The organism is Streptomyces asoensis (genome assembly GCF_013085465.1).
GTDB classification, from domain to species: domain Bacteria; phylum Actinomycetota; class Actinomycetes; order Streptomycetales; family Streptomycetaceae; genus Streptomyces; species Streptomyces cacaoi_A.
Map to the genome: position 1 here is coordinate 1,575,065 of NZ_CP049838.1, position 21,126 is coordinate 1,596,190.

Consider the following 21,126-nt stretch of genomic DNA (forward strand, 5'->3'; position numbering starts at 1 on the left):
CCCGTTGCGTCGGCGCCGTCCGTTCAACTGGTCTCGGGGGCGGTCTCCTTGGCAGGCCCGGCGGAGACGACCACCGGAATCCCGGCCGCCGCTTCCGGACCCTCCGAACCCTCCGGCTGCTCGGAGCCTTCCGGCCGCTCGGACCCCTCCGGCTTCGCGGGGCCGTCCGGCTCCTCGTCCGGCATGGCGACGGTCTCGCCGTCCAGGACCTTCCTGGCCCGCTCCAGGTCGAGCGCGCCCTCCCAGCGGGAGACGGCGAAGACCGCCACGCAGTTGCCGAGGAGGTTGGTGACGACGCGCATCGAGTCCATGATGCGGTCCACGCCCAGCAGCAGGGCGACGGCTCCGGCGGGGATGGCGCCCAGCGAGGAGGCGGTCGCGGACAGGGCGAGGAAGGCCGAGCCGGGGATGCCGGCCATGCCCTTGCTGGTGAGCATGAGCACCAGGATCACGGTGATCTGCTGGCCCAGGCTGAGGTCCACCCCCACCGCCTGGGCGATGAACAGTGTGCCGATGGACAGGTAGAGCGAGGCACCGTCGAGGTTGAAGGAGTAGCCGGTGGGCAGCACCAGGCCCACGGCGTCGTCGCGTGCGCCGGCCTTGCGCAGCTTCTGCATCACGCGCGGCATGACGGACTCGGTGGAGGCGGTGCCGAGCGCGAGGAGCATCTCCTCGCGGATGTAGCGCAGGAACTTCCACAGGCTCAGGCCGGTGACCAGCCGCAGGGCGACGGCGAGCAGCGTGAGGAACAGGGCGGCGGCCGCGTAGCACAGGACGATCAGCTTGCCGTAGGTCTCGATGACGCCCAGGCCGTAGTTGCCGATCAGGACGGCCATCGCCCCGAACACGGCGATCGGCGCCAGCCGCATGACGAAGCCGACGATCGCGAAGATGATCTCCTGAGCCTGCTCGATGGCCGGCAGGACCTTCGGCACCTTGGTGTGGCCGAGGTGCAGCAGCGCGGCGCCCACCAGGCAGGCCAGGATGAGCACCTGGAGCAGGGAGTTCTCCGCGAAGGCGCCGATGAAGCTGGTGGGCAGCGCGTTCACGACGAACTCGGTCGTCGAGGGCAGCGAACCGCCGCCCGTCTTCGCGTCGACCGCCGAGGTGTCGAGCGTGGCCGGGTCGACGTTCATCCCCGAGCCGGGCTGGACGATGTTGGCGGCGAGCAGCCCGATGACCAGGGCGAGCGTGCTCGCGACCTCGAACCAGATCAGGGCTTTGAGCCCGATCCGGCCGAAGGCCTTCAGGTCACCGGCCTTGGCGATGCCGACGACGACCACACAGAACACCAGGGGCGAGATGATCGTCTTGATGAGCCGGGTGAAACCGTCGCCGAGCGGTTGGAGATCCGTGGCCACGTCGGGCCACAGCTTTCCGACGACGATACCGAGGACGAGCGCGCAGGCGACCTGCGCGAAGAGTGAGGTACGCAGTATGCGTGCGACGCGTCGCGGCAGGGACGGGACGGACGGCGGCACGGGCACTCCTTGGGGGGATGGCGGCACGCAGAAGCCCCGACGGGGACTGACGGAACTTCTGCGATGCGGAAAGCGGCTTCCGTAGCGATCACTGTGAAGGTGCCGTTGATCGCGCACGAGACCTGCGCGTTTCCGCTGTGTAAATCCCGCCACGAGTGACGCGTCGCACGCGTTCCGGCTCAGCAGCCTCCGTGATCCTCGGTCAGCACCCCCTGCACCGTGGTCAGTCGTCGGTCGTAGCAGCCGCCCGAGCCGTACAGCCGATAGCGCTCGCTCGTCGTACCGACGGCATGGCGCTGGTCCCGGGGCACGTTGACGGTGAAGGTGGCATCACCCCTGTATGTGTCGTCGAGCCGTGACCACGACGTGCGTCGGCCGTTCCGGGTCGTCACGGAGTCGGCCCGGTCGCCGAGGGTCAGCACGGTGCGGAGCCGGTCGTCCGCGCCGACGGTGGTGGTCCCGTTCATCGTGTAGGTCCGGTGGGTGCGCGTCGTACGGGCCGGTCCGCGGCCGTCGACGGTGACCGACTCGTCGTCCGTCCAGGAGGCGTCGAGGCCGTCCACGGTCTCACCGTCGGTCCAGCGGTGCGCGGAGGTGTTCGCGACGGCGCGGGTCACGGTGGTCCGCACGCGACCGTGCGAGGTGTCGAGGTACCCGGCAACGGTCAGCCGGTGCCCGCCCTCGGTGTCGACGCGGTGCTCCGTGCCCGGCGTGTAGGTGGTGGAGTCGGTGAGTTCACCCGCATCGTGCGTCAGGAGTCCTCCGCCGACGACGGCCTTCCCCGGGTCCTGCCAGACCAGCACGTTGACGGGCGTGCTCCAGCCGCTCTGCCCCTCGGGCACCCCGACGACGGACACCTCCACGCGGTGCGCACGGCCGTCGTTGAGGATCCCGGCGAAGGGGGTCAGGTCGTATTCGATGGGCTTGATGTCGAAGGCCCGGGGGCCCGGAACCACGTACCAGAGGAAGGGGTTGGACCAGCCGCCGGTCCAGACGGTCGGGAAGGGGGCGGCGATTCCGGCCGGTCGGCCGTCGACCTTGACCTGCACCTCCCGATAGGGCCCGTCGTCCGACCGGCACGAGTACGGCGCGGTCGCGGGCACGGTCAGATACCAGTACTCCTCGCACCCGCCGCCGGAGCCGGTGGCGTACACCTCGGCGACGACGCGTTCGCTGTTGCGGGGCGTGGTGAGGGTCGTGCCGCCCGGACCGTCGGTCAGGGTGAGGACACGGTCGGGGGCGGTGGCGGCCGGTTTCCCCTCGTAGAAGGTGAGCGTCACCTTGACGTCGATCACGCCCGTGTAGGTGTCGTCGACGACGTTGCCGATGAGCATCTCCACGTCCCGGACGGAGCGGAACGTGTCGGCGTAGCGGGTGACGTCCTTCTCGACGGACCACGTGATCCCGTCGGGCGACGGCTCGGGCGTCGACGTACGGAAGATCTCCACCCCGCCGACGTGCAGATAGCCGAGCCGGTCGAACTGCCGTCCCTTGACCTTGCCGTCGAGGCGCAGCACCACCTTGCTCCAGCGGTCGCCGCAGCCGTCCGGCGGGGTGTACGAGCCGCGATACGGCGTGAAGTCGCGGAACTGCGCCTCGGCGAGGGTTACCTGGCAGCTCTTGGCGTGGGGCCTGACCACGGGCGGGGCGGCGGTGAGGGGGTCGTGCCAGTCGGTGCCGAACTCGGCGGGGACCTCGACCGGCGCGGACGCGGACGACGGCGACGGGGACGACGACGGGGAGGCGTCCGCTCGCGCCGCGCCGCTCCCGAGGACGGTGCTCGCCAGGAGGATCGCCCCTGTGAGCATGGACATGATGATCCGACTTCTCATGGCCGGTGTTCTACGGGGAGTCGACCGCTCCCCGCAATGACGCCTCCGCCGCGAGAGCCAGGCCGGACACGGCCTAGGCCTTCAGCGCGTCCCTGTCCCCCATGACCACCACCGGATGCCGATCCGGGTCGAGGGTACGCAGCAGATATTCCATCGCCGCCCTGGACAGGCTGACGCAGGCCGACGTACCGCTGCCGTGGTCCATGTGCAGCCAGATGCCCCCGCCCTTCTCCTCACCCTCGGGCCGCGTCGGGTCGTCGGGCGGGGCACCCTTGACGCGGTTGTAGTCGATGGCGATGACGTAGTCGAAGTCGTGCCAGTGCGACCTCGCCCACCAGCGCGGCGCCGCGAAGGAGGCGGACCGCGTGTACGGCAGCCTGGTACCGGGATCGGCCAGGACACCGCCCGCGTCGGTGAGCGTGAACACGCCGACCGGACTGCGGTTGTCGCCGGCGTGGTGCTCGGCGGTCCAGCCCTTCTTGCCGTTGTGCCCCTGCCAGCTCCGGACACGCTCCCAGACCGGTCCCCTTCTGGCGTAGAGCACGACGGTGGCGTCCGCGGAGTCCTTCCCGTCGCCGTACACCGCCACAACCTGGCGTGAAACAGCGGGGATCCGCCGTCGCAGCCGGTCACCGACACCCGGGACGCCGGTGGTCGCGGCGGCGCCCGGCGAGGTCCCGCCTCTCCCGCCGCCCGCTCCCGACGTACCGTCACTCCCGTGTTGCACGGCCGCACCACCGCACGCGGACAACGCCGCGAGCAGGAGGCCACAGATCACCGGCGCGGCTCCCGCGCGCCGCGCATAGCCATGTCGCATCGGCCCATGCTCGCACCACTTTCCGGGCGTCAGCGGCAGGTTCCGGACATCCGGGCTGTGTCGGACAGCTGCCGGATCCGGCCGCCGCCATGGAAAACCGGTTGATTTTGACCACGCTGCGACGCGAACCTTGCACGGTTTGTTGCCGCTCCCCGCGGACCTTCCCGTTCGTCCGCCCCTCCCCCACGCCTCCCTCCCCGCCTCCTTCGCCTCTTTCTCCCTCTCCCTCTACCCGTGACTCGAGCCACTGGGACGTCATGCAGATCCAAGACCTTCCTTACCCCGACCCGGGTGTGCCGGACGCACGCTCGGGACCCCGCTTCCTGTGGTGGCTCGGCCGCAACCAGCTGGGCGGCCAGCTCAAGTCCCTGGCCTGGGGGCTGCTGCACTTCGTCGCCGTCTCGGCGCAGCCGTTCTGCGTCGGGTTCGCCATCGAGGCCGTCGTGGACCGTTCCGGTACCCGGCTCGCCCTCACCGGCGGCGTGATGGCCCTGTGCGGTGCCGCCACCGCGATCGGGGACACCTTCCTGCACCGCACCGCCGTCACCAACTGGATCACCGCCGCCGCCCGGGTCCAGCAGCTGCTCGCCCGCAAGGCCTCGCAGCTCGGCTCCGCGCTGACCCGGCGGGTCGCGGCCGGTGAAGTCGTGTCCGTCTCCACGGGTGACGTCGAGAGGATCGGCTGGTTCGTGGAGGCCGTCTCCCGCTTCACCGCCGCGGCCCTGACGGTCCTGCTGGTCTGCGTCGGCCTGGTCGTCTACCAGCCGGCGCTCGGCGTGGTGGTCGCCGTGGGCCTGCCCGTCGTCGCACTCGCGGTGCTGCCCCTGCTGCCCCCGGCGACGCGACGGGCCGACGTCCAGCGCGAGAAAGCCGGACGCGCCACCGAACTCGCCTCGGACACCGTGGCCGGCCTGCGGGTGCTGCGCGGGATCGGCGGCGAGGAACTGTTCCTCGACCGCTACCGCGGCGCCTCGCAGGAGGTCCGGCACGCGGCCGTGCGCAGCGCCCGCATGTGGTCGTTGATCAGCGCCATCCAGGTGCTGCTGCCCGGCCTGCTGCTGATCACGGTCGTCTGTTACGGCGTCCATCTGGCCCAAGAGGGCCGCATCACCGTCGGCGAACTGGTCACGGTCTACAGCTCCGTCATGGTCCTGGCCTATCCCCTCAGGCACTTCGAGGAGATCGCGATGGCCTACTCCTTCTCGCGCCCGTCGGCCAAACGCGCCGCCCGTGTGCTGTCCCTGGAGCGGGTCACCGACATCGGCGGGTCGCGCGCGGCCGACGCCCCCTCGGGCGACCTGTACGACCCCGCCACCGGGCTGACCGCCCCGACCGCCCGGCTCACCGCCGTGGTGTGCGGCGACCCGGACGCGGCCGGACAGCTGGCGGAGCGGCTGGGCGGGCACCCCTCGGAGGACAGCCCTTCGGTACTGCTCGGCGGGGTCCCGCTGAACGAACTGCCGCTGGGCTCCGCGCGCACCGCAGTCCTGGTCCAGGACAAGGACCCGGTGCTGCTGTCCGGTTCCCTGCGCGACCTGCTCGACGTACCCGCCTCGGGTGCGGTCGACGCGGGTGCGGCGCTGGTCGCCGCCCAGTGCGGGGACGTCCTCGACGCACTCGTGCAGGGCTCGTTGGACGCCGACGACCCGATGGACGCCCGGATCACCGAGCGCGGCCGGTCCCTCTCCGGCGGCCAGCGGCAACGGCTCGCGCTGGCCCGCTCCCTGTACACGGACCCCGAGGTCCTCGTCCTGGACGAGCCCACCTCCGCCGTCGACTCGCACACCGAGGCACGGATCGCCGAGGGGCTGCGCGAACTGCGGGCGGGGCGCACGACGGTGGTGTTCACCTCGTCCCCCCTGCTGCTGGACCGGGCCGACCGGGTCGTGCTGGTGCACGAGGGCGAGGCCGTCGCGGTGGGTCTGCACCGCGAACTGCTGCGCTCCGAGCCCCGGTACCGGGCCGTGGTGACCAGGGAGACCGAAGAGGAAGCCGCGCTGGGCGAGGCCCACAAGGACGAACAGGCCTCCCTGAGCGGTGTGTTGAAGGACCTGGAAGACAACCGACTCGCAGAGATCGAACGCGAAGAGATCGAGGAGACCGCATGATCGGCGTGGCGCCGCCCGCGTACGACCCGGCGGCACCGAAGACGGCGAACACGCTGCCCGTCGGCGCCCCCGCGACCGTCCGCGCCTACGTGGCCGAACTCCTGCGCCGGCACCGCCGCGCCTTTCTGCTCCTCCTGCTCGTGAACACGGTCGCCACCGTCGCCTCGATGGTGGGCCCATGGCTGCTCGGCGACCTCGTGGAGCGACTGTCGGACGGCGCGCGCGAGCTCCACCTCGGGCTCATCGCGACGCTGTTCGTGCTCGCCCTGGTCGTCCAGGCCGCCTTCGTACGGCAGGTGCGGCTGCGCGGCGCGATGCTCGGCGAGCGGATGCTGGCCGACCTGCGCGAGGACTTCCTCGTACGCTCGGTGCGGCTGCCGCCCGGCGTGCTGGAGCGTGCCGGGACGGGCGACCTGCTGTCCCGCATCACCACGGACATCGACCGGCTGGCCAACGCGATGCGCGAGGCCGTGCCCCAGCTGACGATCGGCGTGATGTGGGCGCTGCTGCTGCTCGGCGGGCTCGTCGTCACGGCGCCGCCGCTGGCGCCGGCCGTCCTGGTCGCGGTGCCGCTGCTGGTGGCCGGGTGCCGCTGGTACTTCAAGCGGGCGCCGGCCGGCTACCGCTCGGAGGCCGCCGGCTACGCCTCCGTGGCCGCCGCCCTCGCCGAGACCGTGGACGCCGGCCGCACCGTGGAGGCCCATCGGCTGGGCGACCGCCGCATCGCGCTCTCCGAGCAGCGCATCCGGCAGTGGACCGCCTGGGAGCGCTACACGCTGTGGCTGCGGTCGGTGCTGTTCCCGGTCATCAACATGGTGCACGTCACGGTGCTCGGCTCGGTCCTCATGCTCGGCGGGGCGTTCGTCCTGAAGGGCTGGATCGGGGTCGGCCAGCTGACGACGGGCGCGCTGCTGGCGCAGATGCTCGTCGACCCGGTGAACCTCATCCTGCGCTGGTACGACGAGCTCCAGGTGGCCCAGGTGTCGCTGGCCCGCCTCGTCGGGGTGCGTGACATCGAGCCCGACGGTGGGGACTCCGGGCTCGTGCCGGACGGACGCGACGTGCACGCCGACCGGGTCCATTTCGGCTACCGGGAGGGTGTCGACGTGCTGCGCAAGGTGACCCTGGAGGTCTCCCCCGGCACCCGGCTGGCCCTGGTCGGACCCTCGGGTGCGGGAAAGTCCACGCTCGGGCGGCTGCTCGCCGGGATCTACGCGCCGCGCGACGGCCGGATCACTCTCGGCGGCGCCGAGCTGTCGCGAATGACCGCGGAACGGGTCCGCTCCCATGTGGCGCTGGTCAACCAGGAGCACCACGTCTTCGTGGGCTCCCTGCGCGACAACCTCCGGCTCGCCCTCCCCCACGCGCGACTCGGCTCGAGCGAGGGGACCTCGACGGCCTCGGCTGCCGCGGAGGGCACCGAGAACGCCGAGGACGCCGAGCTGTGGGCGGCCCTGGGCGCGGTCGACGCGGAGGGCTGGGCCCGGGCCCTGGCGGACGGCCTCGACACCGAGGTCGGCTCCGGCGGTGTCGCGCTCACCCCGGCGCAGGCCCAGCAGATCGCCCTGGCCCGGCTGGTCCTGGCCGACCCCCACACACTGGTCCTGGACGAGGCGACCTCGCTGCTCGACCCGCGTGCCGCCCGCCATCTGGAGCGGTCCCTCGCCCGCGTCCTGGACGGCCGGACCGTCGTCGCCATCGCCCACCGGCTGCACACCGCCCACGACGCCGACGTCATCGCCGTCGTCGAGAACGGCCGCATCAGCGAGCTGGGCAGCCACACCGAGCTGGTCGCGGCGGACGGGGCGTACGCGGCCCTCTGGCGATCGTGGCACGGCTGAGGAACGAAACGGCGGGGGCGACCGGTCGGCGCCGACGCGAGGCGTGAGTGCGTCGGCGCCTGGGCCGGCGCCGGTGCCCCGGCCGGCGCCGGTGCCAGTGCCCGGGCCGTTGACCAGTGCCTGGGGTAGTGCCAATGCCTGGCCCGGTGCCCGTGCCGGTACCGGTGCCTGGGTCAGTGCCGGTGCCTGGGTCGGTGCTTGGCCCGGTGCCGGTGCCTGGGTTTCGGTACCGGTACCGGTGCCTGGGTCGGTACCGGTGCCTGGGTCGGTACCGGTGCCCGGGGCGGTACCGGTGCCCGGGGCGGTGCCGGTGCCCTCGGCCGGCCCCTCGCAGGGCAGCGACCTGCGTGCCCCGGGGACGGGGGCGGCCTCGGGTCGCGGCCCCCGCGCCGGGGCGGAGGTGGCCCGGCCCGGCCCTCGTGCGTCCTCTGGCGTTGCGCGGTCCCGAAGCGGGGTGGAACGCTGGATAGCGGCACCCGCGCGGAATGCAGTCGGGATCCCTCCGGAACACACCGCGCTCGACCGGTGCCCCGTGCGACGGCACCCCGCCGCCGACCGCGATGAGTACGGGGCCGTCACCCCCTGGAGGTACCCGTGAACAGTGCCGACGGATGGGGGGACGACGTCTACCAGCCCGACGCGTCCGACATCCAGGAAGACTCGGGACTGCTCGACGCCGAGGACACGCTGGAGAACGACGGCGTCGAGGACCCCCTCGACCGCGGCTGGTCCCCTCCGGACCGACCCTGGGCGGTGGAACACGACGGTGTGACCGCCGCGGAGCGCCGACAGGGCGAGAGCCTGGACCAGCGGCTCGCGGAGGAGATCCCGGAGCCGGATGCGCCGGACGGCGACGGCCTCGGCGATTGCGACGGCACCGACGGGGAACTCCTCGACAACGAGGTCGGCTCCGCACGCTCCGGCAGGCTCGTGGCGCCGGACGAGGGAGCCCACGAGGACGAGGAGAGCGCACTGATCGCCACGGACGTGGGCATCGACGGCGCGGCCGCCTCCGCCGAGGAGGCCGCGATGCACATCGTCGACGAGGACGCCCTGTCCGGCTGACCCGACCACGGCCGACCCGACCGTTCCCGGCCGGTCGCCGCCATCTCCGTCACCATCGCCATCGCCATCGCCACTGTCATCGCACGAGGAGCTCTCATGCAGCAGGACAAGCAGCCCGACTACCACGCGGTCGTGTTCCGCGACCGGACCGCCGGTTACGCCTTCCTGACCCGGTCCACCGCCACCAGCGATCAGACCATCGAGTGGGACGACGGCGAGACCTACCCGGTCGTGGATGTGGAGATCTCCTCCGAGAGCCACCCCTTCTACACCGGCAAGGCGCGCACCGTGGACACGGAGGGGCGGGTCGCCCGCTTCGAGCGACGCTACGGCGACGGCGGGGCGATGACCTGAACCGGTGCCGCCGCCACCGCCGACGGCACCCGTCGGGTCGCTCGTCAGATGTAGTTGAGGGCGGCCGCGCCGCCCACTCCCCCGAGCAGCATGAACACCGGCATCAACACCTTCAGCTCGACCCAGCTGCCGGCCCGGAACCGCATCACCTTGGGCGGACCGATCGGGTACCAGCGCTTGCGCCCGATCGGGATGGGCCACAGGACCGGGCAGCCGGAGACGGTCAGCGCGTCGCCGATGTCGTGCACCAGGGCGCCCAGCACGATCGGCAGCCCCAGCCACAGGTACTGCTGGCCCGGGTCCGTGAACAACCAGTCCGAGCCGTTGCCGGGCTTGTCCAGGACACCGGCGAGGATCCAGGCGCTGGTGGCGGCAAGCAGCCACACCAGCACATCGCTGCTGGATCCCCGGGCCGCCCGCCACAGCAGCCCCTCGATCGCCAGCACCATGTGCACGAAGAGAAGCGCCAGGACCGCCCAGCGGCCACCGGTGATCGCCAGCGCCGAGGCGCCTCCGCCGATCATGACGGCCCACAGCCAGGTGTGCGTCAGGGTTCGGTGGCCTCCGGAGCGGCGCGGGTCGCCCTGCTTCCTGGTGCCCTTGTAGACGGCGTAGGAGAGCTTGTCGACGATCTCGCACAGCCAGCGCGAGACGGGTCCGAAGGCCCGCGAGATGGTGGCTGCCTTGTGGTCGAGGTCCGGGGCGAGCGCGGCTCCGGCGCAGATCAGCGCACCCGCGAGCAGAACCGGCCAGGGCATCGTGTGTCCGGCCGCGGCGGCGGCCGCACCGACGCCGAGCCAGGCGGCCGCGCCCGACAGTGAGTGTGCTGGTCCCATCATGGCCGGTGCCCGCCCTATTCCTCGAATGCCGCTGTCCAGTTGACCGGGTGCGTTGACGCTCCGTCGGCGACACAGCGTAGCGGTCGTGATCTTCGGGCCTGCATCCGATTCCCCCATCAGGGGCGAGGGCAGGCAAGATGGGGGCGTGACCCTCATCGATCAGTTGCCGCCGACCGCAGATCCCGACGCCCTGTACGAAGCCTTCGAGTCCTGGGCGCAGGAGCGTGGTCTGACGCTCTACCCCCACCAGGAGGAGGCGCTGATCGAGGTGGTCTCCGGGGCGAACGTGATCGTGTCGACGCCTACCGGCTCCGGCAAGAGCATGATCGCGGCGGCCGCTCACTTCGCGGCGCTCGCCCGCGACGAGGTCACCTTCTACACGGCTCCGATCAAGGCGCTGGTGTCGGAGAAGTTCTTCGAGCTGTGCAAGATCTTCGGCACGGAGAACGTCGGCATGCTGACCGGCGACGCGTCCGTGAACTCCGACGCCCCGGTCATCTGCTGCACCGCCGAAGTGCTCGCCTCGATCGCGTTGCGCGACGGCAAGAACGCCGATGTCGGCCAGGTCGTCATGGACGAGTTCCACTTCTACGCGGAGGGCGACCGCGGCTGGGCGTGGCAGATCCCCATCCTGGAGCTGCCCCAGGCGCAGTTCGTGCTCATGTCGGCCACGCTCGGCGACGTGTCGTTCTTCGAGAAGGACCTCGCCCGGCGCACCGGCCGCCCCACGTCGGTGGTCCGCTCGGCGACGCGGCCGGTGCCGCTGTCCTACGAGTACCGGTTCACCCCGATGACGGAGACGCTCAGCGACCTGCTGGTGACGAAGCAGGCGCCCGTCTACATCGTGCACTTCACCCAGGCGCAGGCCGTGGAGCGGGCGCAGGCGCTGATGAGCATCAACATGTGCTCGCGCGAGGAGAAGGACCGGATCGCCGACCTGATCGGCAACTTCCGCTTCAGCACGAAGTTCGGCCAGAACCTCTCGCGCTACGTGCGGCACGGCATCGGCGTCCACCACGCCGGCATGCTGCCCAAGTACCGGCGTCTGGTGGAGAAGCTCGCCCAGGCCGGCCTGTTGAAGGTGATCTGCGGTACGGACACCCTCGGCGTGGGCGTCAACGTGCCCATCCGCACCGTGCTGTTCACGGCGCTGACCAAGTACGACGGCAACCGGGTGCGTACCCTGCGGGCCCGTGAGTTCCACCAGATCGCGGGCCGGGCCGGCCGGGCCGGCTTCGACACGGCGGGTCTGGTGGTGGCGCAGGCTCCCGAGCACGTCATCGAGAACGAGAAGGCTCTGAGCAAGGCCGGTGACGACCCGAAGAAGCGTCGCAAGGTGGTGCGCAAGAAGGCGCCCGAAGGATTCGTGGGCTGGGCGGAGAACACCTTCGACAAGCTCATCGAGTCCGAGCCGGAGCCGCTGACGTCCCGCTTCCGGGTCACGCACACGATGCTGCTGTCGGTGATCGCCCGGCCCGGCAACGCCTTCGAGGCGATGCGGCATCTGCTCGAGGACAACCACGAGCCGCGCAAGCAGCAGATTCGGCACATCCGGCGCGCGATCGCGATCTACCGCTCGCTGCTGGACGGCGGGATCGTCGAGAAGCTCGACGAACCGGACGGCACCGGCCGCGTCGTCCGCCTCACCGTGGACCTCCAGCAGGACTTCGCGCTGAACCAGCCGCTGTCCACCTTCGCGCTGGCCGCGTTCGAACTCCTCGACCCGGAGTCGCCTTCCTACGCTCTCGACATGGTCTCCGTCGTGGAGTCCACGTTGGACGACCCGCGTCAGATCCTGGCGGCTCAGCAGAACAAGGCGCGCGGTGAGGCGGTGGCCGCGATGAAGGCGGACGGCGTCGAGTACGAGGAGCGGATGGAGCGCCTCCAGGACATCGCGTACCCGAAGCCCCTGGAGGAGCTGCTCTTCCACGCGTACAACACCTACCGCAAGAGCCACCCGTGGGTCGGCGACCATCCGTTGTCGCCGAAGTCCGTCATCCGTGACATGTACGAGCGGGCGATGTCGTTCACCGAGCTGGTGTCCCACTACGAGCTGGCCCGCACCGAGGGCATCGTGCTGCGTTACCTGGCCGGCGCCTACAAGGCCCTCGACCACACCGTCCCGGACGACCTCAAGTCGGAGGATCTCCAGGACCTGGTGGAGTGGCTGGGCGAGATGGTGCGCCAGGTGGACTCGAGCCTGCTGGACGAGTGGGAGCAGCTCGCCAACCCGGCGGAGATGACCGCCGAGGAGGCCCAGGAGAAGGCCGACGAGGTCAAGCCGGTCACGGCCAACGCGCGTGCCTTCCGGGTGCTGGTCCGCAACGCGATGTTCCGCCGTGTCGAGCTCGCCGCTCTCGACCACGTCGACGAACTCGGCGAGCTGGACGGCGAGTCCGGTTGGGACGCCGACGCCTGGGGCGAGGCGATGGACAAGTACTGGGACGAGTACGACGACCTCAGCACCGGCCCGGACGCCCGGGGCCCCAAGTTGCTCGTCATCCAGGAGGAGCCGCAGAACGCCCTGTGGCGGGTCCGCCAGATCTTCGACGACCCGAACGACGACCACGACTGGGGCATCAGCGCGGAGGTCGACCTCACGGCTTCCGACGCCGAGGGCCGCGCGGTCGTCCGCGTCACATCCGTCGGCCAGTTGTGAGTACCGAAGAGGGCACAGGAGAAGCGCACCGATGACGAATCCGGCCGAGAGGCTCGTCGACCTGCTCGACCTCGAGCAGATCGAGGTCAACATCTTCCGCGGCCGCAGCCCGCAGGAGTCCCTCCAGCGGGTCTTCGGCGGCCAGGTGGCGGGCCAGGCGCTGGTCGCGGCCGGCCGGACCACCGAAGGAGACCGGCCCGTGCACTCGCTGCACGCGTACTTCCTTCGCCCGGGCCGGCCGGGTGTGCCGATCGTGTACCAGGTCGAACGGGTGCGGGACGGGCGGTCCTTCACGACCCGCCGGGTCACCGCCGTGCAGCAGGGGCGCACGATCTTCAATCTCACCGCCTCCTTTCACAAGCCTGAGGAAGGTCCCTTCGAGCACCAGCTGCCGCCGGCTCGCGAGGTCCCGGACCCGGAGTCCCTGCCGACGGTCGTCGAGGAGATCCGGAAGCATCTGGGCGAGTTGCCCGAGCAGTTGGAGCGGATGGCGCGCCGTCAGCCCTTCGACATCCGGTACGCGGACCGGTTGCGCTGGAGCGCCGAGGACGTCGAGGAAGCCGAGCCGCGCAGCGCGGTGTGGATGCGCGCGGTCGGGCCGCTCGGCGACGACCCGCTCGTCCACACCTGCGCGCTGACGTACGCCAGTGACATGACCCTCCTGGACGCCGTCCGCCTCCCGGTCGAGCCCTTGTGGGGTCCGCGGAACTTCGACATGGCGTCGCTGGACCACGCGATGTGGTTCCATCGGCCGTTCCGCGCGGACGAGTGGTTCCTGTACGACCAGGAGTCGCCGATCGCCACCGGCGGACGCGGGCTGGCCCGCGGGCGGATCTACGACCTGGAGGGGCGCCTGCTGGTGTCCGTCGTCCAGGAGGGGCTGTTCCGGGCCCTGTAGATCCGGGCACTGTAGATCCGGTGCGTCACCCGCTTCGGCGGCATAGCCGGCTCAGTAGACCGCGGGTCGGCCGGTCGGGCTCGTCGGGCGGGTCCGGTGGCCCGGCCGGGGGCGTCGGGGCCCTTTTCGAGGCCGGCCGTGGCGCGGGCTGCTCGGCGCGTGCCTCGTCCAGGGTTCGTTCCAGGTCGTACCTCAGCCAGTCGATCTCGTCGGGGTCGTCGGCCGTCATGATCTTCTCCACGAGGTGCGCGGCCGGTGTGCCGGGGGTGCCGTGGGCCGGCGGTCCCGGCCGGAACCTGTTCAGGTGGGAGCGTTCGTAGGGGTCCTTGACGATCGCCGCGACCTGGAGGGGGTCGAGGAACCCGGCCAGGACACCGGCGCGTTGCCAGGGGCCGTCGGCCTGTCGGTGCAGGAAGCCCAGATGGCGTCCCCGCCAGTTCCGGGGCCGCAGGTCGACACCCGCGGCCAGCTGACTCCGCAGCACCTCGGGTGTCCGGCCGGTCAGCAGGAAGGCGTTGGTCCCGTCAGTGGCGAACTGCTTGAGTTCGTCGGCGAGATAGAGCCAGACGACGACTCGATAGCGATTCAGATAGAACCTGACCGGCACCACCAGTCCCAGGCGCGCGAGGCGGGTGAACCGGGCCGGGGGCACGCCCATGATGGCGGCGCCTTCGCTGGTCCCCACGGCCAGCACGCTCGCGCGCAGCGCCTCGGGGAAGCAAGGGTCCGAGCGCAGACGTTCGATCTCCGCCCGGGCCACCCGACGGCCCCCGCCGCCTTCGTCGGGCACGGTCCTGATGCGCCCGAGGTGCACGGCGAGGTCGAACTCGCTCCGCTTCAGATCCAGTTCCCGCGCTGCCCGGCTCGGCGTGCAGGAAGCGGAGTGTGGTCGTGTGACGGTGTTGCCGGACATGGTCGTCTCCCCCGTGGAGTGAAGTGGAGTGGAGCAGGCCCGCACGGTCGGCGGTGGCCTCGGAAAAAAACCGTAGCCGGAATCGCCGACATCGAGGCGAGCCTGTGGATAACTCCACGGAGGAAGGTGAAGGTGCAGGTCAGAAGTCTTCGAGCGGTGCGCGGTCGGGCTGCCGGGCGTCCACGGTGAGGTGCTCTCCGACCCGGTTGACGAGCAGGGTCATCTCGTAGGCGATCTGGCCCATGTCGGCCTCCGCCTCGCTGAGCACGCACAGACAGCTGCCGGTGCCCGCGGCGGTGACGAACAGCACCGCGTCGTCGAACTCGATCATCGTCTGGCGCACTCGGCCCGCGCTGAAGTGACGCCCCGATCCCTTCGCCAGGCTGTGCAGTCCGGACGAGACGGCGGCGAGGTGCTCCGCGTCCTCCCGGAGCAGTCCCGTACTCGCACCCGCCACCAGCCCGTCGTTGGACAGGACGAGTGCGTGCCGTACATGGTCGACGCGCTCCGTCAGGTCGTCCAACAGCCAGCCCAGCCCCTGGTTCTGCGCCATGTCCCGCTCCCCGTGTGACATTCCCCGTGTGACTCTCCGCCTCGCCGGAGAATCTGCCCGCCAGCCTTCCCCAGGAGCGGCCGCGGGAGCAAGGAGGATGGCGGCATGGCACAGAAGATGACCGATGAGGAATGGCGGGCCTTCGTCGCATACGGAACCCGCACCGCAAAGCTGTCCACCGTACGGGCCGACGGAAGTCCGCATGTGGCACCGCTCTGGTTCCTGCTCGACGGGGACGAGGTGGTGTTCAACACCGGCAAGGACACGGTGAAGGGGCGCAATCTGGCGCGGGACGGCCGGGTCGCCCTGTGCGTGGACGACGACCGGCCGCCCTTCGACTACGTGGTGCTGCGGGGCCGGGCCCGCATCTCGGAGGACCTCGACGAGGTACGGCACTGGGCGACTCGTATCGCGGCGCGGTACATGGGTGAGGAGCGGGCGGAGGAGTTCGGTGCCCGCAACGGGGTTCCGGGCGAACTGCTCGTCCGTGTCGCCATCGACAAGGTCCTGGCGCAGAAGGGCATCGCGGCCTGACCGGGCCGACGTGGGCGGGGTCAGCCCACGGAGTCGAGCAGCCGGGCGGTGTGCATCCGCCCGGCGTACTCGACCAGCCGGATCAGTACCTCCTTCCCCGAGTCGCGGTCGCGGGCGTCGCACAGGACGACGGGGGTGCCGCCGTCGAGGTCGAGGGCGCGCGAGACGTCCTGGGCGCCGTATGTCCGCGTGCCCACGAAGCAGTTGACGGCCACCACGAACGGGATGTGCCGGTGCTCGAAGTAGTCGACCGCGGGGAAGCAGTCCTCCAGACGCCGGGTGTCGGCGAGGACCACCGCGCCCAGGGCCCCCTGAGACAACTCGTCCCACAGGAACCAGAAGCGGTCCTGCCCAGGGGTGCCGAACAGATAGAGGGAGAGGCCGGAGCGGATGGTGATCCGGCCGAAGTCCATGGCGACGGTCGTCGTGACCTTCTGGTCCACGCCGTCGGTGTCGTCCACCGACTGTCCGGCCTCGCTGAGCAGTTCCTCGGTGCGCAGCGGCTTGATCTCGCTGACCGCGCCCACCATGGTGGTCTTGCCCACGCCGAACCCTCCGGCGACCAGTATCTTCAACGCCAGGGGAGCGGTGTCGCCGCCCGTGGTGTCGGAGTGTTCGGAGACCATGGATCACTTCTCTCGGGAGTGTCGGCAACGGTCGAGGTCGGTACGTGGGTGCCGTGGCTCGGCGCTGCGGTCGCGCGCGGCTTCGGCGCCGGAGTGCGAAGTCAGCATCATGACAACCGCGGCCCCTTTCCGAGGGGTTCGACCGCTATCTGCCCGATGTGACCGACTCTTGTGTGTTCGGTGTCCGAAGGCGCGCACGAGTCGGTGTGCGGTGGGTCCGTACGCGTCCGGGTCCGTCCGAGGGTCATCTACAGCGCTCGCAACCCCTCGATCACCTCGCGCAGAATCCGTTCGTCGGGCAGCTGCGCGGGCGGGACCGGGCGACTGACGGTGACGCAGCCGAGTTCCAGCAGGTCTCCGAGGAGCACCCGGACCACGCCCACGGGAAGGTCCGCGCCCGCCGAGAGTTCGGCGACGGACTGGGTCTCCGTGCGGCAGAGTCCGATCAGGGCGCGGTGTTCCGGTCCGAGCGCCATGCCGTCCGTGCTCGGCGCGCCCGGATCCAGGGTGACCAGGGCGATCAGGTCGAAGCGCACTCCGGTGGGGCCCGGTTTCGTGCGTCCGCCCGTCATGGCGTACGGGCGGACGAGCGGACCGGCCTCGTTGTCGTACCACTGGCTGCCCAGCTCGCGCGGGGTGCCGGTCATGTCCTCGGTCATCTGCGTGGGTCGCTCTCTGGCCTCATCCGGCGGCGGGTGGGCGCGCGGCGAGCCGTGGCGCCGTGTAGAGGTGCTCTCCGACCCGCTTGACCAGCCGCGCCATCTCGTACGCGACGAGGCCGATGTCGGCGGTCACGGCGGTGAGGACGGCCAGGCAGGAGCCGTCGCCCGCGGCGGCCACGAACAGGAAGCCGTCGTCCATCTCCACCATGGTCTGGCGCACTCCGCCGGCGCCGAAGTGGCGGCCCGCGCCCTTGGCGAGGCTGTGGAAGCCGGAGGCGACGGCGGCGAGGTGCTCGGCGTCCTCCCTCCTGAGATCGGTCGAGGCACCGACGGCGAGTCCGTCGTTGGACAGCACCACGGCGTGCCGTACCTCGCTCACGCGCATCACCAAGTCGTCCAGCAGCCAGTCGAGTTCGCCGGACCGTTGGGCCGACCTCGTGCTCGGGTCCTGGATCATCTGGGGTCTCCTTCGCTGCTGTCGCTGCCCGGTTCGGGTTCCGGGGCGGCTCCGTGGCCGGGCTGCCTGCCGCCGCCGCGTGCCCAGCCCTCCCGGTACGCGGACATCCGGTCCCGTACGAGCTCGGGGGTGCGCCCTTCGTCGCCGCGCGGGCCGGGCGGCTGGGCCGGTTCCTCGGCGAGTGGCCTGCGCAGTTGGGGGGCGAGGTTGGCCTGCCGTACCCGGCGCGGGAGGTCGTCCGATCCTTCGGCGTCGTCCGATCCTTCGGCGTCGTCCGGGGGACGGTGCAGGCGCAAGGCGGTGACTCCGGGAGGCGGGGGGTCGGCGGCCGCCGGTTCGGCGTCGGCCCGCACGGGGGCGGCTCGTACGGGGGCCACCAGCGCGGGGCGGTCGGTGGAGGCGTGGACGGCTTCCTGGCGCCGGTCGGCGGTGTGCCGGTCCGCGGCGGACACGCGCGCGTACACGCGTTCCGCGGGCTGCGGCTCGGTCTCCGTCACCTCACGGGCGGAACGTTCCGGCTTGGCGCTGTGCAGCAGCGCCGTCGGCAGCAGGACCACCGCGGTGGTGCCGCCGTAGGGCGAGGTCCGCAGATGGACCTTGATGCCGTGGCGGGCGGCGAGCCTGCTGACCACGAACAGGCCGAGCTGGTCGCTGTCGAACAGGTCGAGCGCCTCGGACTGCTCGATGCGCCGGTTGGCCTCGGTGAAGGTCTCCTTGCCCATGCCCAGGCCACGGTCCTCGATCTCGACGGCGTAGCCGTTGCCCACGGGTTCGCCGGTGACCCGCACACGCGTGTGCGGGGGCGAGAACTGGGCGGCGTTCTCGACGAGTTCGGCGAGCAGGTGGGTGAGGTCGGCGACGGCGGTGCCGATGACGGCTGCCTCCGGGAGCTGGCGTACCTCCACGCGCGCGTAGTCCTCGACCTCGGAGACGGCGGCACGGACCACGTTGGTGAGGGACACCGGCATGCGCCAGGCCCGGCCGGGCGCCGCCCCGGAGAGGATGATCAGGCTCTCCGCGTGGCGCCGCATGCGGGTGGTGAGATGGTCGAGCCGGAAGAGGTCGCTCAGCTCGTTCGGGTCGTCGGAGCGGCGCTCCATGCTGTCCAGGAGGCTCAGCTGACGGTGGACGAGGACCTGGCTGCGGCGGGCGAGGTTGACGAACACGCCGGAGATGCCGCTGGCGAGTTCGGCGCGTTCCACGGCGGCCCGCAGGGCTGCGCGGTGCACGGTGCCCAGGGCCTGGGCGACCTGGCCGGTCTCGTCCTCGGAGGGAGGTCCCGGCGGCGCTTCGGCGCGGACGTCGATCTCCTCCCCGGCGCGTAGTTTCCGCATGGCCTCCGGGAGTTTGCGCCGGGCGATCTCCAGGGCGCTGTTGCGCAGGCTGACCAGCTCGACGACGAGTCCGCGGCCGATGCGCACGGAGATGACGAGCGAGGCGACGACGGCGGCGAGGCCCAGCAGGACAGCGGCGCCGGCCGAGGTGAGCAGACCGCGGGTGAACGGGTCGGCGCGGTCGGCGACACCGCGTCCGGCGTCCGCCTCGATCGTCCGCATCCCGTTCTGCACGCGCGCGTGGGCCTTGTCCCAGATGCTCGCGGGGGCGGCGGCGATCGCCTTCGCGCCGGGCCCGTCGGCGAGGGCCTTGTCCTCGGCGGCGTGCAGGGCCGCGTAGGCGCTGCCGGCGGCGAGGCGCTGCCAGGCGGTGCGTTCGGGCCCGCGCAGGTCCGCGACGGCCGATTCCGTCAGGGTGCGACGGGTTTCGACGGCGCCGGTGAAGAGCCGCAGGCGCTCTCCGTCGAGGCGTCCGGCGAGGCGCGCGCCGGCGAGCACGACGCCCTCCTGGGCCAGCGCCTCTCCCGCGCGGGAGAACTCGAGCAGCACGCGCGCGTCCGAGCCGAGTTCGGCGTCCTGGACGCCGGAGAGGGCACCGCCGACCGAGAAGGCCGTCGAGATCGTGCTCGTGTACCGGCCGTACGTCTCCTCCCAGCCGGCGCTGCCCTCGAGGACCGCGGTCCGCAGCGAGGGGAGTCCCTCGGCCCCGGAGACGAACGTCTCGAGCCGCTGGGCCACTCCCGTGGGCAGTTCCTGGCCGTCGGCGACGGTGCTGTCGTCGCCGAGCCGTAGCCGGCCCACCGCGCGGTCCGTGCGTTCCGCGAGCGTCTTCAGGTCGTCGGCCTGCCCGGGAGCGGGCTCGGTCGCGTAGCGCACGGCGGCCGCCCGCTCGGTCTGGAGAGCGGCCACCGCGGCTGCCACGGGGGCGCGGACCTGGGAGTCCACGCGCTGCAACTGGCGCAGCCCGGACACGTCCTGGGCGGTGCTGACGGTGGCGTACGCCCACAGGGCGAGCAGGGAGACGACCGGCACCATCAGCAGGCAGACGATCTTGGCGCGTACGGTGCGCGGCCTGATGCGCCAGCGCTCCGCGCGCGGGGGTATCGCGTCCGCCGCTGTGTCGTTCCGCTCGTCCGGGCCCTCGTCGGCGGGGGGTCCGGCGTGGGCGCGGCGCCCGCGCGTGGGGGGCGGCGCGTCGGCGCCTGCCGTGGGGGTCCTACGGGGTGTACGCATGGCCTCCTCGCTCGGAAGGGGTTCAGGGGCGGGCCGGTCGCGTCAGACGGGCCGGGCCTGCTGTCGGACGGTGAGGCTGTCCACGGGTTGCTGGGCCGAGGCGGACGCCTCACGCTCCCCCGTCGTGGGCGACAGCGCGACGAAGGCCGAGGTCAGGAAGAGATAGGAGCCGAGGCCGACGGCGAGGGGGAAGATGAACTGCATCGCCGAGGCCCCCGGCAGCGCCTCCCCGGAGGGCGTGACATGGACGCTCACCGCGAACATCGCGGTGTAGTGCATGCTGCTCACCGCCGCGCCCATGACGAGGGAGGCGAGGGTGACCGCGATCGGCGACCTGATGTTGAGCGCCGCCCAGAGAGCCGCGGTCGCCGCGACGACGGCGATCAGGACGGACAGTGCGACGCGCACGGGGTCGTAGGTCACGTCGGCGTGCAGCCGGACGGCGGCCATGCCCAGGTAGTGCATGCTGGCCACCCCCAGGCCGGTGGTGAGGCCGCCGATCAGCAACGCGCGCGTGCGGTCACGGCTGTAGCCGACGGCGAAGACGCCGGCGCAGACGACGGCCATGGCGACGAGAAGGCTGAGCACGGTCAGCGGAACGTCGTAGCGGATGTCGGTGCCGCTGACGGCGAAGCCGAGCATGGCCACGAAGTGCATGGTCCAGATTCCGGTGCCGATCGCCGAGGCAGCCGTGATCAGCCAGTTGCGGCGCGAGCGTCCGGTGGCGCCGAGCGCGCGCACGGTGCAGCGCAGCCCGAGGGCGGCGCCGACGCAGGCCATCACGTACGACAGCACGGGGGTCAGCCAGCCGAAGGCTGCGTGGTCCAGGTGTCCCATGGCCACGGGAGGCTAGTCGGGACACGGGAGCACAAAGGGGGCGCATTTCGAAAGGTGTTGAAATGTGGCGCAGTAGTGCACCG

At 71.4% G+C, this 21,126-nt stretch carries 18 protein-coding genes; 7 read left to right on the forward strand and 11 right to left on the reverse strand.

Features of this window, described 5'->3' with window-relative positions; all coding sequences use genetic code 11:
• Positions 1-23 precede the first annotated feature (23 nt).
• From G9272_RS06975 to G9272_RS06985, 3 genes are all read right to left on the reverse strand, one after another.
• Positions 24-1,481 carry a cation:dicarboxylate symporter family transporter gene (locus G9272_RS06975; RefSeq protein ID WP_171395715.1) on the reverse strand — a complete coding sequence of 486 codons (1,458 nt, stop codon included), beginning with the start codon at positions 1,479-1,481 and terminating at the stop codon, positions 24-26.
• A gap of 179 nt (positions 1,482-1,660) precedes the next feature.
• The gene (locus G9272_RS06980; RefSeq protein WP_367398544.1) at positions 1,661-3,313 is read right to left on the reverse strand and encodes a peptide-N4-asparagine amidase; all 1,653 of its coding nucleotides are present in this window, start codon (positions 3,311-3,313) and stop codon (positions 1,661-1,663) included.
• 73 nt (positions 3,314-3,386) lie between these two features.
• Positions 3,387-4,130, reverse strand: a complete 744-nt coding sequence (locus tag G9272_RS06985; protein WP_171395717.1) for a L,D-transpeptidase family protein — start codon at positions 4,128-4,130, stop codon at positions 3,387-3,389.
• A gap of 257 nt (positions 4,131-4,387) precedes the next feature.
• On the opposite strand from G9272_RS06985, the gene G9272_RS06990 reads away from it, so the two are divergent.
• From G9272_RS06990 to G9272_RS07005, 4 genes are all read left to right on the forward strand, one after another.
• The gene (locus G9272_RS06990; RefSeq protein WP_171395718.1) at positions 4,388-6,238 is read left to right on the forward strand and encodes an ABC transporter transmembrane domain-containing protein; all 1,851 of its coding nucleotides are present in this window, start codon (positions 4,388-4,390) and stop codon (positions 6,236-6,238) included.
• Complete coding sequence (locus G9272_RS06995) at positions 6,235-8,079, forward strand: ABC transporter ATP-binding protein (protein ID WP_171395719.1); 1,845 nt, start codon at positions 6,235-6,237, stop codon at positions 8,077-8,079. The genes G9272_RS06990 and G9272_RS06995 overlap by 4 nt, the downstream gene beginning before the upstream one ends.
• Positions 8,080-8,673: 594 nt before the next feature.
• The gene (locus G9272_RS07000; RefSeq protein WP_171395720.1) at positions 8,674-9,144 is read left to right on the forward strand and encodes a DUF5709 domain-containing protein; all 471 of its coding nucleotides are present in this window, start codon (positions 8,674-8,676) and stop codon (positions 9,142-9,144) included.
• Positions 9,145-9,240: 96 nt separating this feature from the next.
• The gene (locus tag G9272_RS07005; protein WP_171395721.1) at positions 9,241-9,498 is read left to right on the forward strand and encodes a type B 50S ribosomal protein L31; all 258 of its coding nucleotides are present in this window, start codon (positions 9,241-9,243) and stop codon (positions 9,496-9,498) included.
• Between the two features lie 44 nt (positions 9,499-9,542).
• Here G9272_RS07005 and G9272_RS07010 read toward each other — a convergent pair whose 3' ends face one another.
• A complete protein-coding gene (locus tag G9272_RS07010) occupies positions 9,543-10,337 on the reverse strand; it encodes a metal-dependent hydrolase (RefSeq protein WP_057605439.1) in 795 nt (264 codons plus the stop codon).
• Between the two features lie 145 nt (positions 10,338-10,482).
• Between G9272_RS07010 and G9272_RS07015 the strand changes: the two genes are divergently transcribed.
• On the forward strand, positions 10,483-12,996 hold the full coding sequence (locus G9272_RS07015; protein WP_171395722.1) for a DEAD/DEAH box helicase: 2,514 nt from the start codon (positions 10,483-10,485) through the stop codon (positions 12,994-12,996).
• A gap of 31 nt (positions 12,997-13,027) precedes the next feature.
• Positions 13,028-13,894 carry an acyl-CoA thioesterase gene (locus G9272_RS07020; protein WP_171395723.1) on the forward strand — a complete coding sequence of 289 codons (867 nt, stop codon included), beginning with the start codon at positions 13,028-13,030 and terminating at the stop codon, positions 13,892-13,894.
• Positions 13,895-13,919: 25 nt separating this feature from the next.
• On the opposite strand, the gene G9272_RS07025 is transcribed toward G9272_RS07020, so the two are convergent.
• A complete protein-coding gene (locus tag G9272_RS07025) occupies positions 13,920-14,807 on the reverse strand; it encodes a DUF6397 family protein (RefSeq protein ID WP_171395724.1) in 888 nt (295 codons plus the stop codon).
• 139 nt (positions 14,808-14,946) lie between these two features.
• Complete coding sequence (locus tag G9272_RS07030) at positions 14,947-15,360, reverse strand: roadblock/LC7 domain-containing protein (RefSeq protein WP_171395725.1); 414 nt, start codon at positions 15,358-15,360, stop codon at positions 14,947-14,949.
• A gap of 105 nt (positions 15,361-15,465) precedes the next feature.
• Between G9272_RS07030 and G9272_RS07035 the strand changes: the two genes are divergently transcribed.
• On the forward strand, positions 15,466-15,894 hold the full coding sequence (locus G9272_RS07035) for a PPOX class F420-dependent oxidoreductase (protein WP_171395726.1): 429 nt from the start codon (positions 15,466-15,468) through the stop codon (positions 15,892-15,894).
• A gap of 20 nt (positions 15,895-15,914) precedes the next feature.
• Here G9272_RS07035 and G9272_RS07040 read toward each other — a convergent pair whose 3' ends face one another.
• The 5 genes from G9272_RS07040 to G9272_RS07060 all read right to left on the reverse strand — a co-directional run bounded on the left by G9272_RS07040 (position 15,915) and on the right by G9272_RS07060 (position 21,043).
• Positions 15,915-16,520: a GTP-binding protein gene (locus tag G9272_RS07040; protein ID WP_020125830.1), complete on the reverse strand. Its 606-nt coding sequence runs from the start codon at positions 16,518-16,520 to the stop codon at positions 15,915-15,917.
• 248 nt (positions 16,521-16,768) lie between these two features.
• Positions 16,769-17,179 carry a DUF742 domain-containing protein gene (locus G9272_RS07045; protein WP_171395727.1) on the reverse strand — a complete coding sequence of 137 codons (411 nt, stop codon included), beginning with the start codon at positions 17,177-17,179 and terminating at the stop codon, positions 16,769-16,771.
• 22 nt (positions 17,180-17,201) lie between these two features.
• Entirely contained in the window at positions 17,202-17,639 is a 438-nt protein-coding gene (locus tag G9272_RS07050; protein ID WP_171395728.1) for a roadblock/LC7 domain-containing protein, read from the reverse strand.
• Positions 17,636-20,206, reverse strand: a complete 2,571-nt coding sequence (locus G9272_RS07055) for a sensor histidine kinase (protein ID WP_171395729.1) — start codon at positions 20,204-20,206, stop codon at positions 17,636-17,638. The genes G9272_RS07050 and G9272_RS07055 overlap by 4 nt, the downstream gene beginning before the upstream one ends.
• 42 nt (positions 20,207-20,248) lie before the next feature.
• Positions 20,249-21,043 (reverse strand): MHYT domain-containing protein, encoded by a 795-nt coding sequence (locus G9272_RS07060; protein WP_171395730.1) that lies wholly within the window; start codon positions 21,041-21,043, stop codon positions 20,249-20,251.
• Between the last annotated feature and the right edge of the window lie 83 nt (positions 21,044-21,126).

Bases quoted from the DNA above. Each gene is read 5' to 3' on its own strand.
- G9272_RS06980 (WP_367398544.1), bottom strand. From the start codon at position 3,313: ATGAGAAGTCGGATCATCATGTCCATGCTCACAGGGGCGATCCTCCTG.
- G9272_RS06985 (WP_171395717.1), bottom strand. From the start codon at position 4,130: ATGCGACATGGCTATGCGCGGCGCGCGGGAGCCGCGCCGGTGATCTGT.
- G9272_RS06990 (WP_171395718.1), top strand. From the start codon at position 4,388: ATGCAGATCCAAGACCTTCCTTACCCCGACCCGGGTGTGCCGGACGCA.
- G9272_RS06995 (WP_171395719.1), top strand. From the start codon at position 6,235: ATGATCGGCGTGGCGCCGCCCGCGTACGACCCGGCGGCACCGAAGACG.
- G9272_RS07005 (WP_171395721.1), top strand. From the start codon at position 9,241: ATGCAGCAGGACAAGCAGCCCGACTACCACGCGGTCGTGTTCCGCGAC.
- G9272_RS07010 (WP_057605439.1), bottom strand. From the start codon at position 10,337: ATGATGGGACCAGCACACTCACTGTCGGGCGCGGCCGCCTGGCTCGGC.
- G9272_RS07020 (WP_171395723.1), top strand. From the start codon at position 13,028: ATGACGAATCCGGCCGAGAGGCTCGTCGACCTGCTCGACCTCGAGCAG.
- G9272_RS07025 (WP_171395724.1), bottom strand. From the start codon at position 14,807: ATGTCCGGCAACACCGTCACACGACCACACTCCGCTTCCTGCACGCCG.
- G9272_RS07030 (WP_171395725.1), bottom strand. From the start codon at position 15,360: ATGGCGCAGAACCAGGGGCTGGGCTGGCTGTTGGACGACCTGACGGAG.
- G9272_RS07035 (WP_171395726.1), top strand. From the start codon at position 15,466: ATGGCACAGAAGATGACCGATGAGGAATGGCGGGCCTTCGTCGCATAC.
- G9272_RS07040 (WP_020125830.1), bottom strand. From the start codon at position 16,520: ATGGTCTCCGAACACTCCGACACCACGGGCGGCGACACCGCTCCCCTG.
- G9272_RS07045 (WP_171395727.1), bottom strand. From the start codon at position 17,179: ATGACCGAGGACATGACCGGCACCCCGCGCGAGCTGGGCAGCCAGTGG.
- G9272_RS07050 (WP_171395728.1), bottom strand. From the start codon at position 17,639: ATGATCCAGGACCCGAGCACGAGGTCGGCCCAACGGTCCGGCGAACTC.
- G9272_RS07055 (WP_171395729.1), bottom strand. From the start codon at position 20,206: ATGCGTACACCCCGTAGGACCCCCACGGCAGGCGCCGACGCGCCGCCC.
- G9272_RS07060 (WP_171395730.1), bottom strand. From the start codon at position 21,043: ATGGGACACCTGGACCACGCAGCCTTCGGCTGGCTGACCCCCGTGCTG.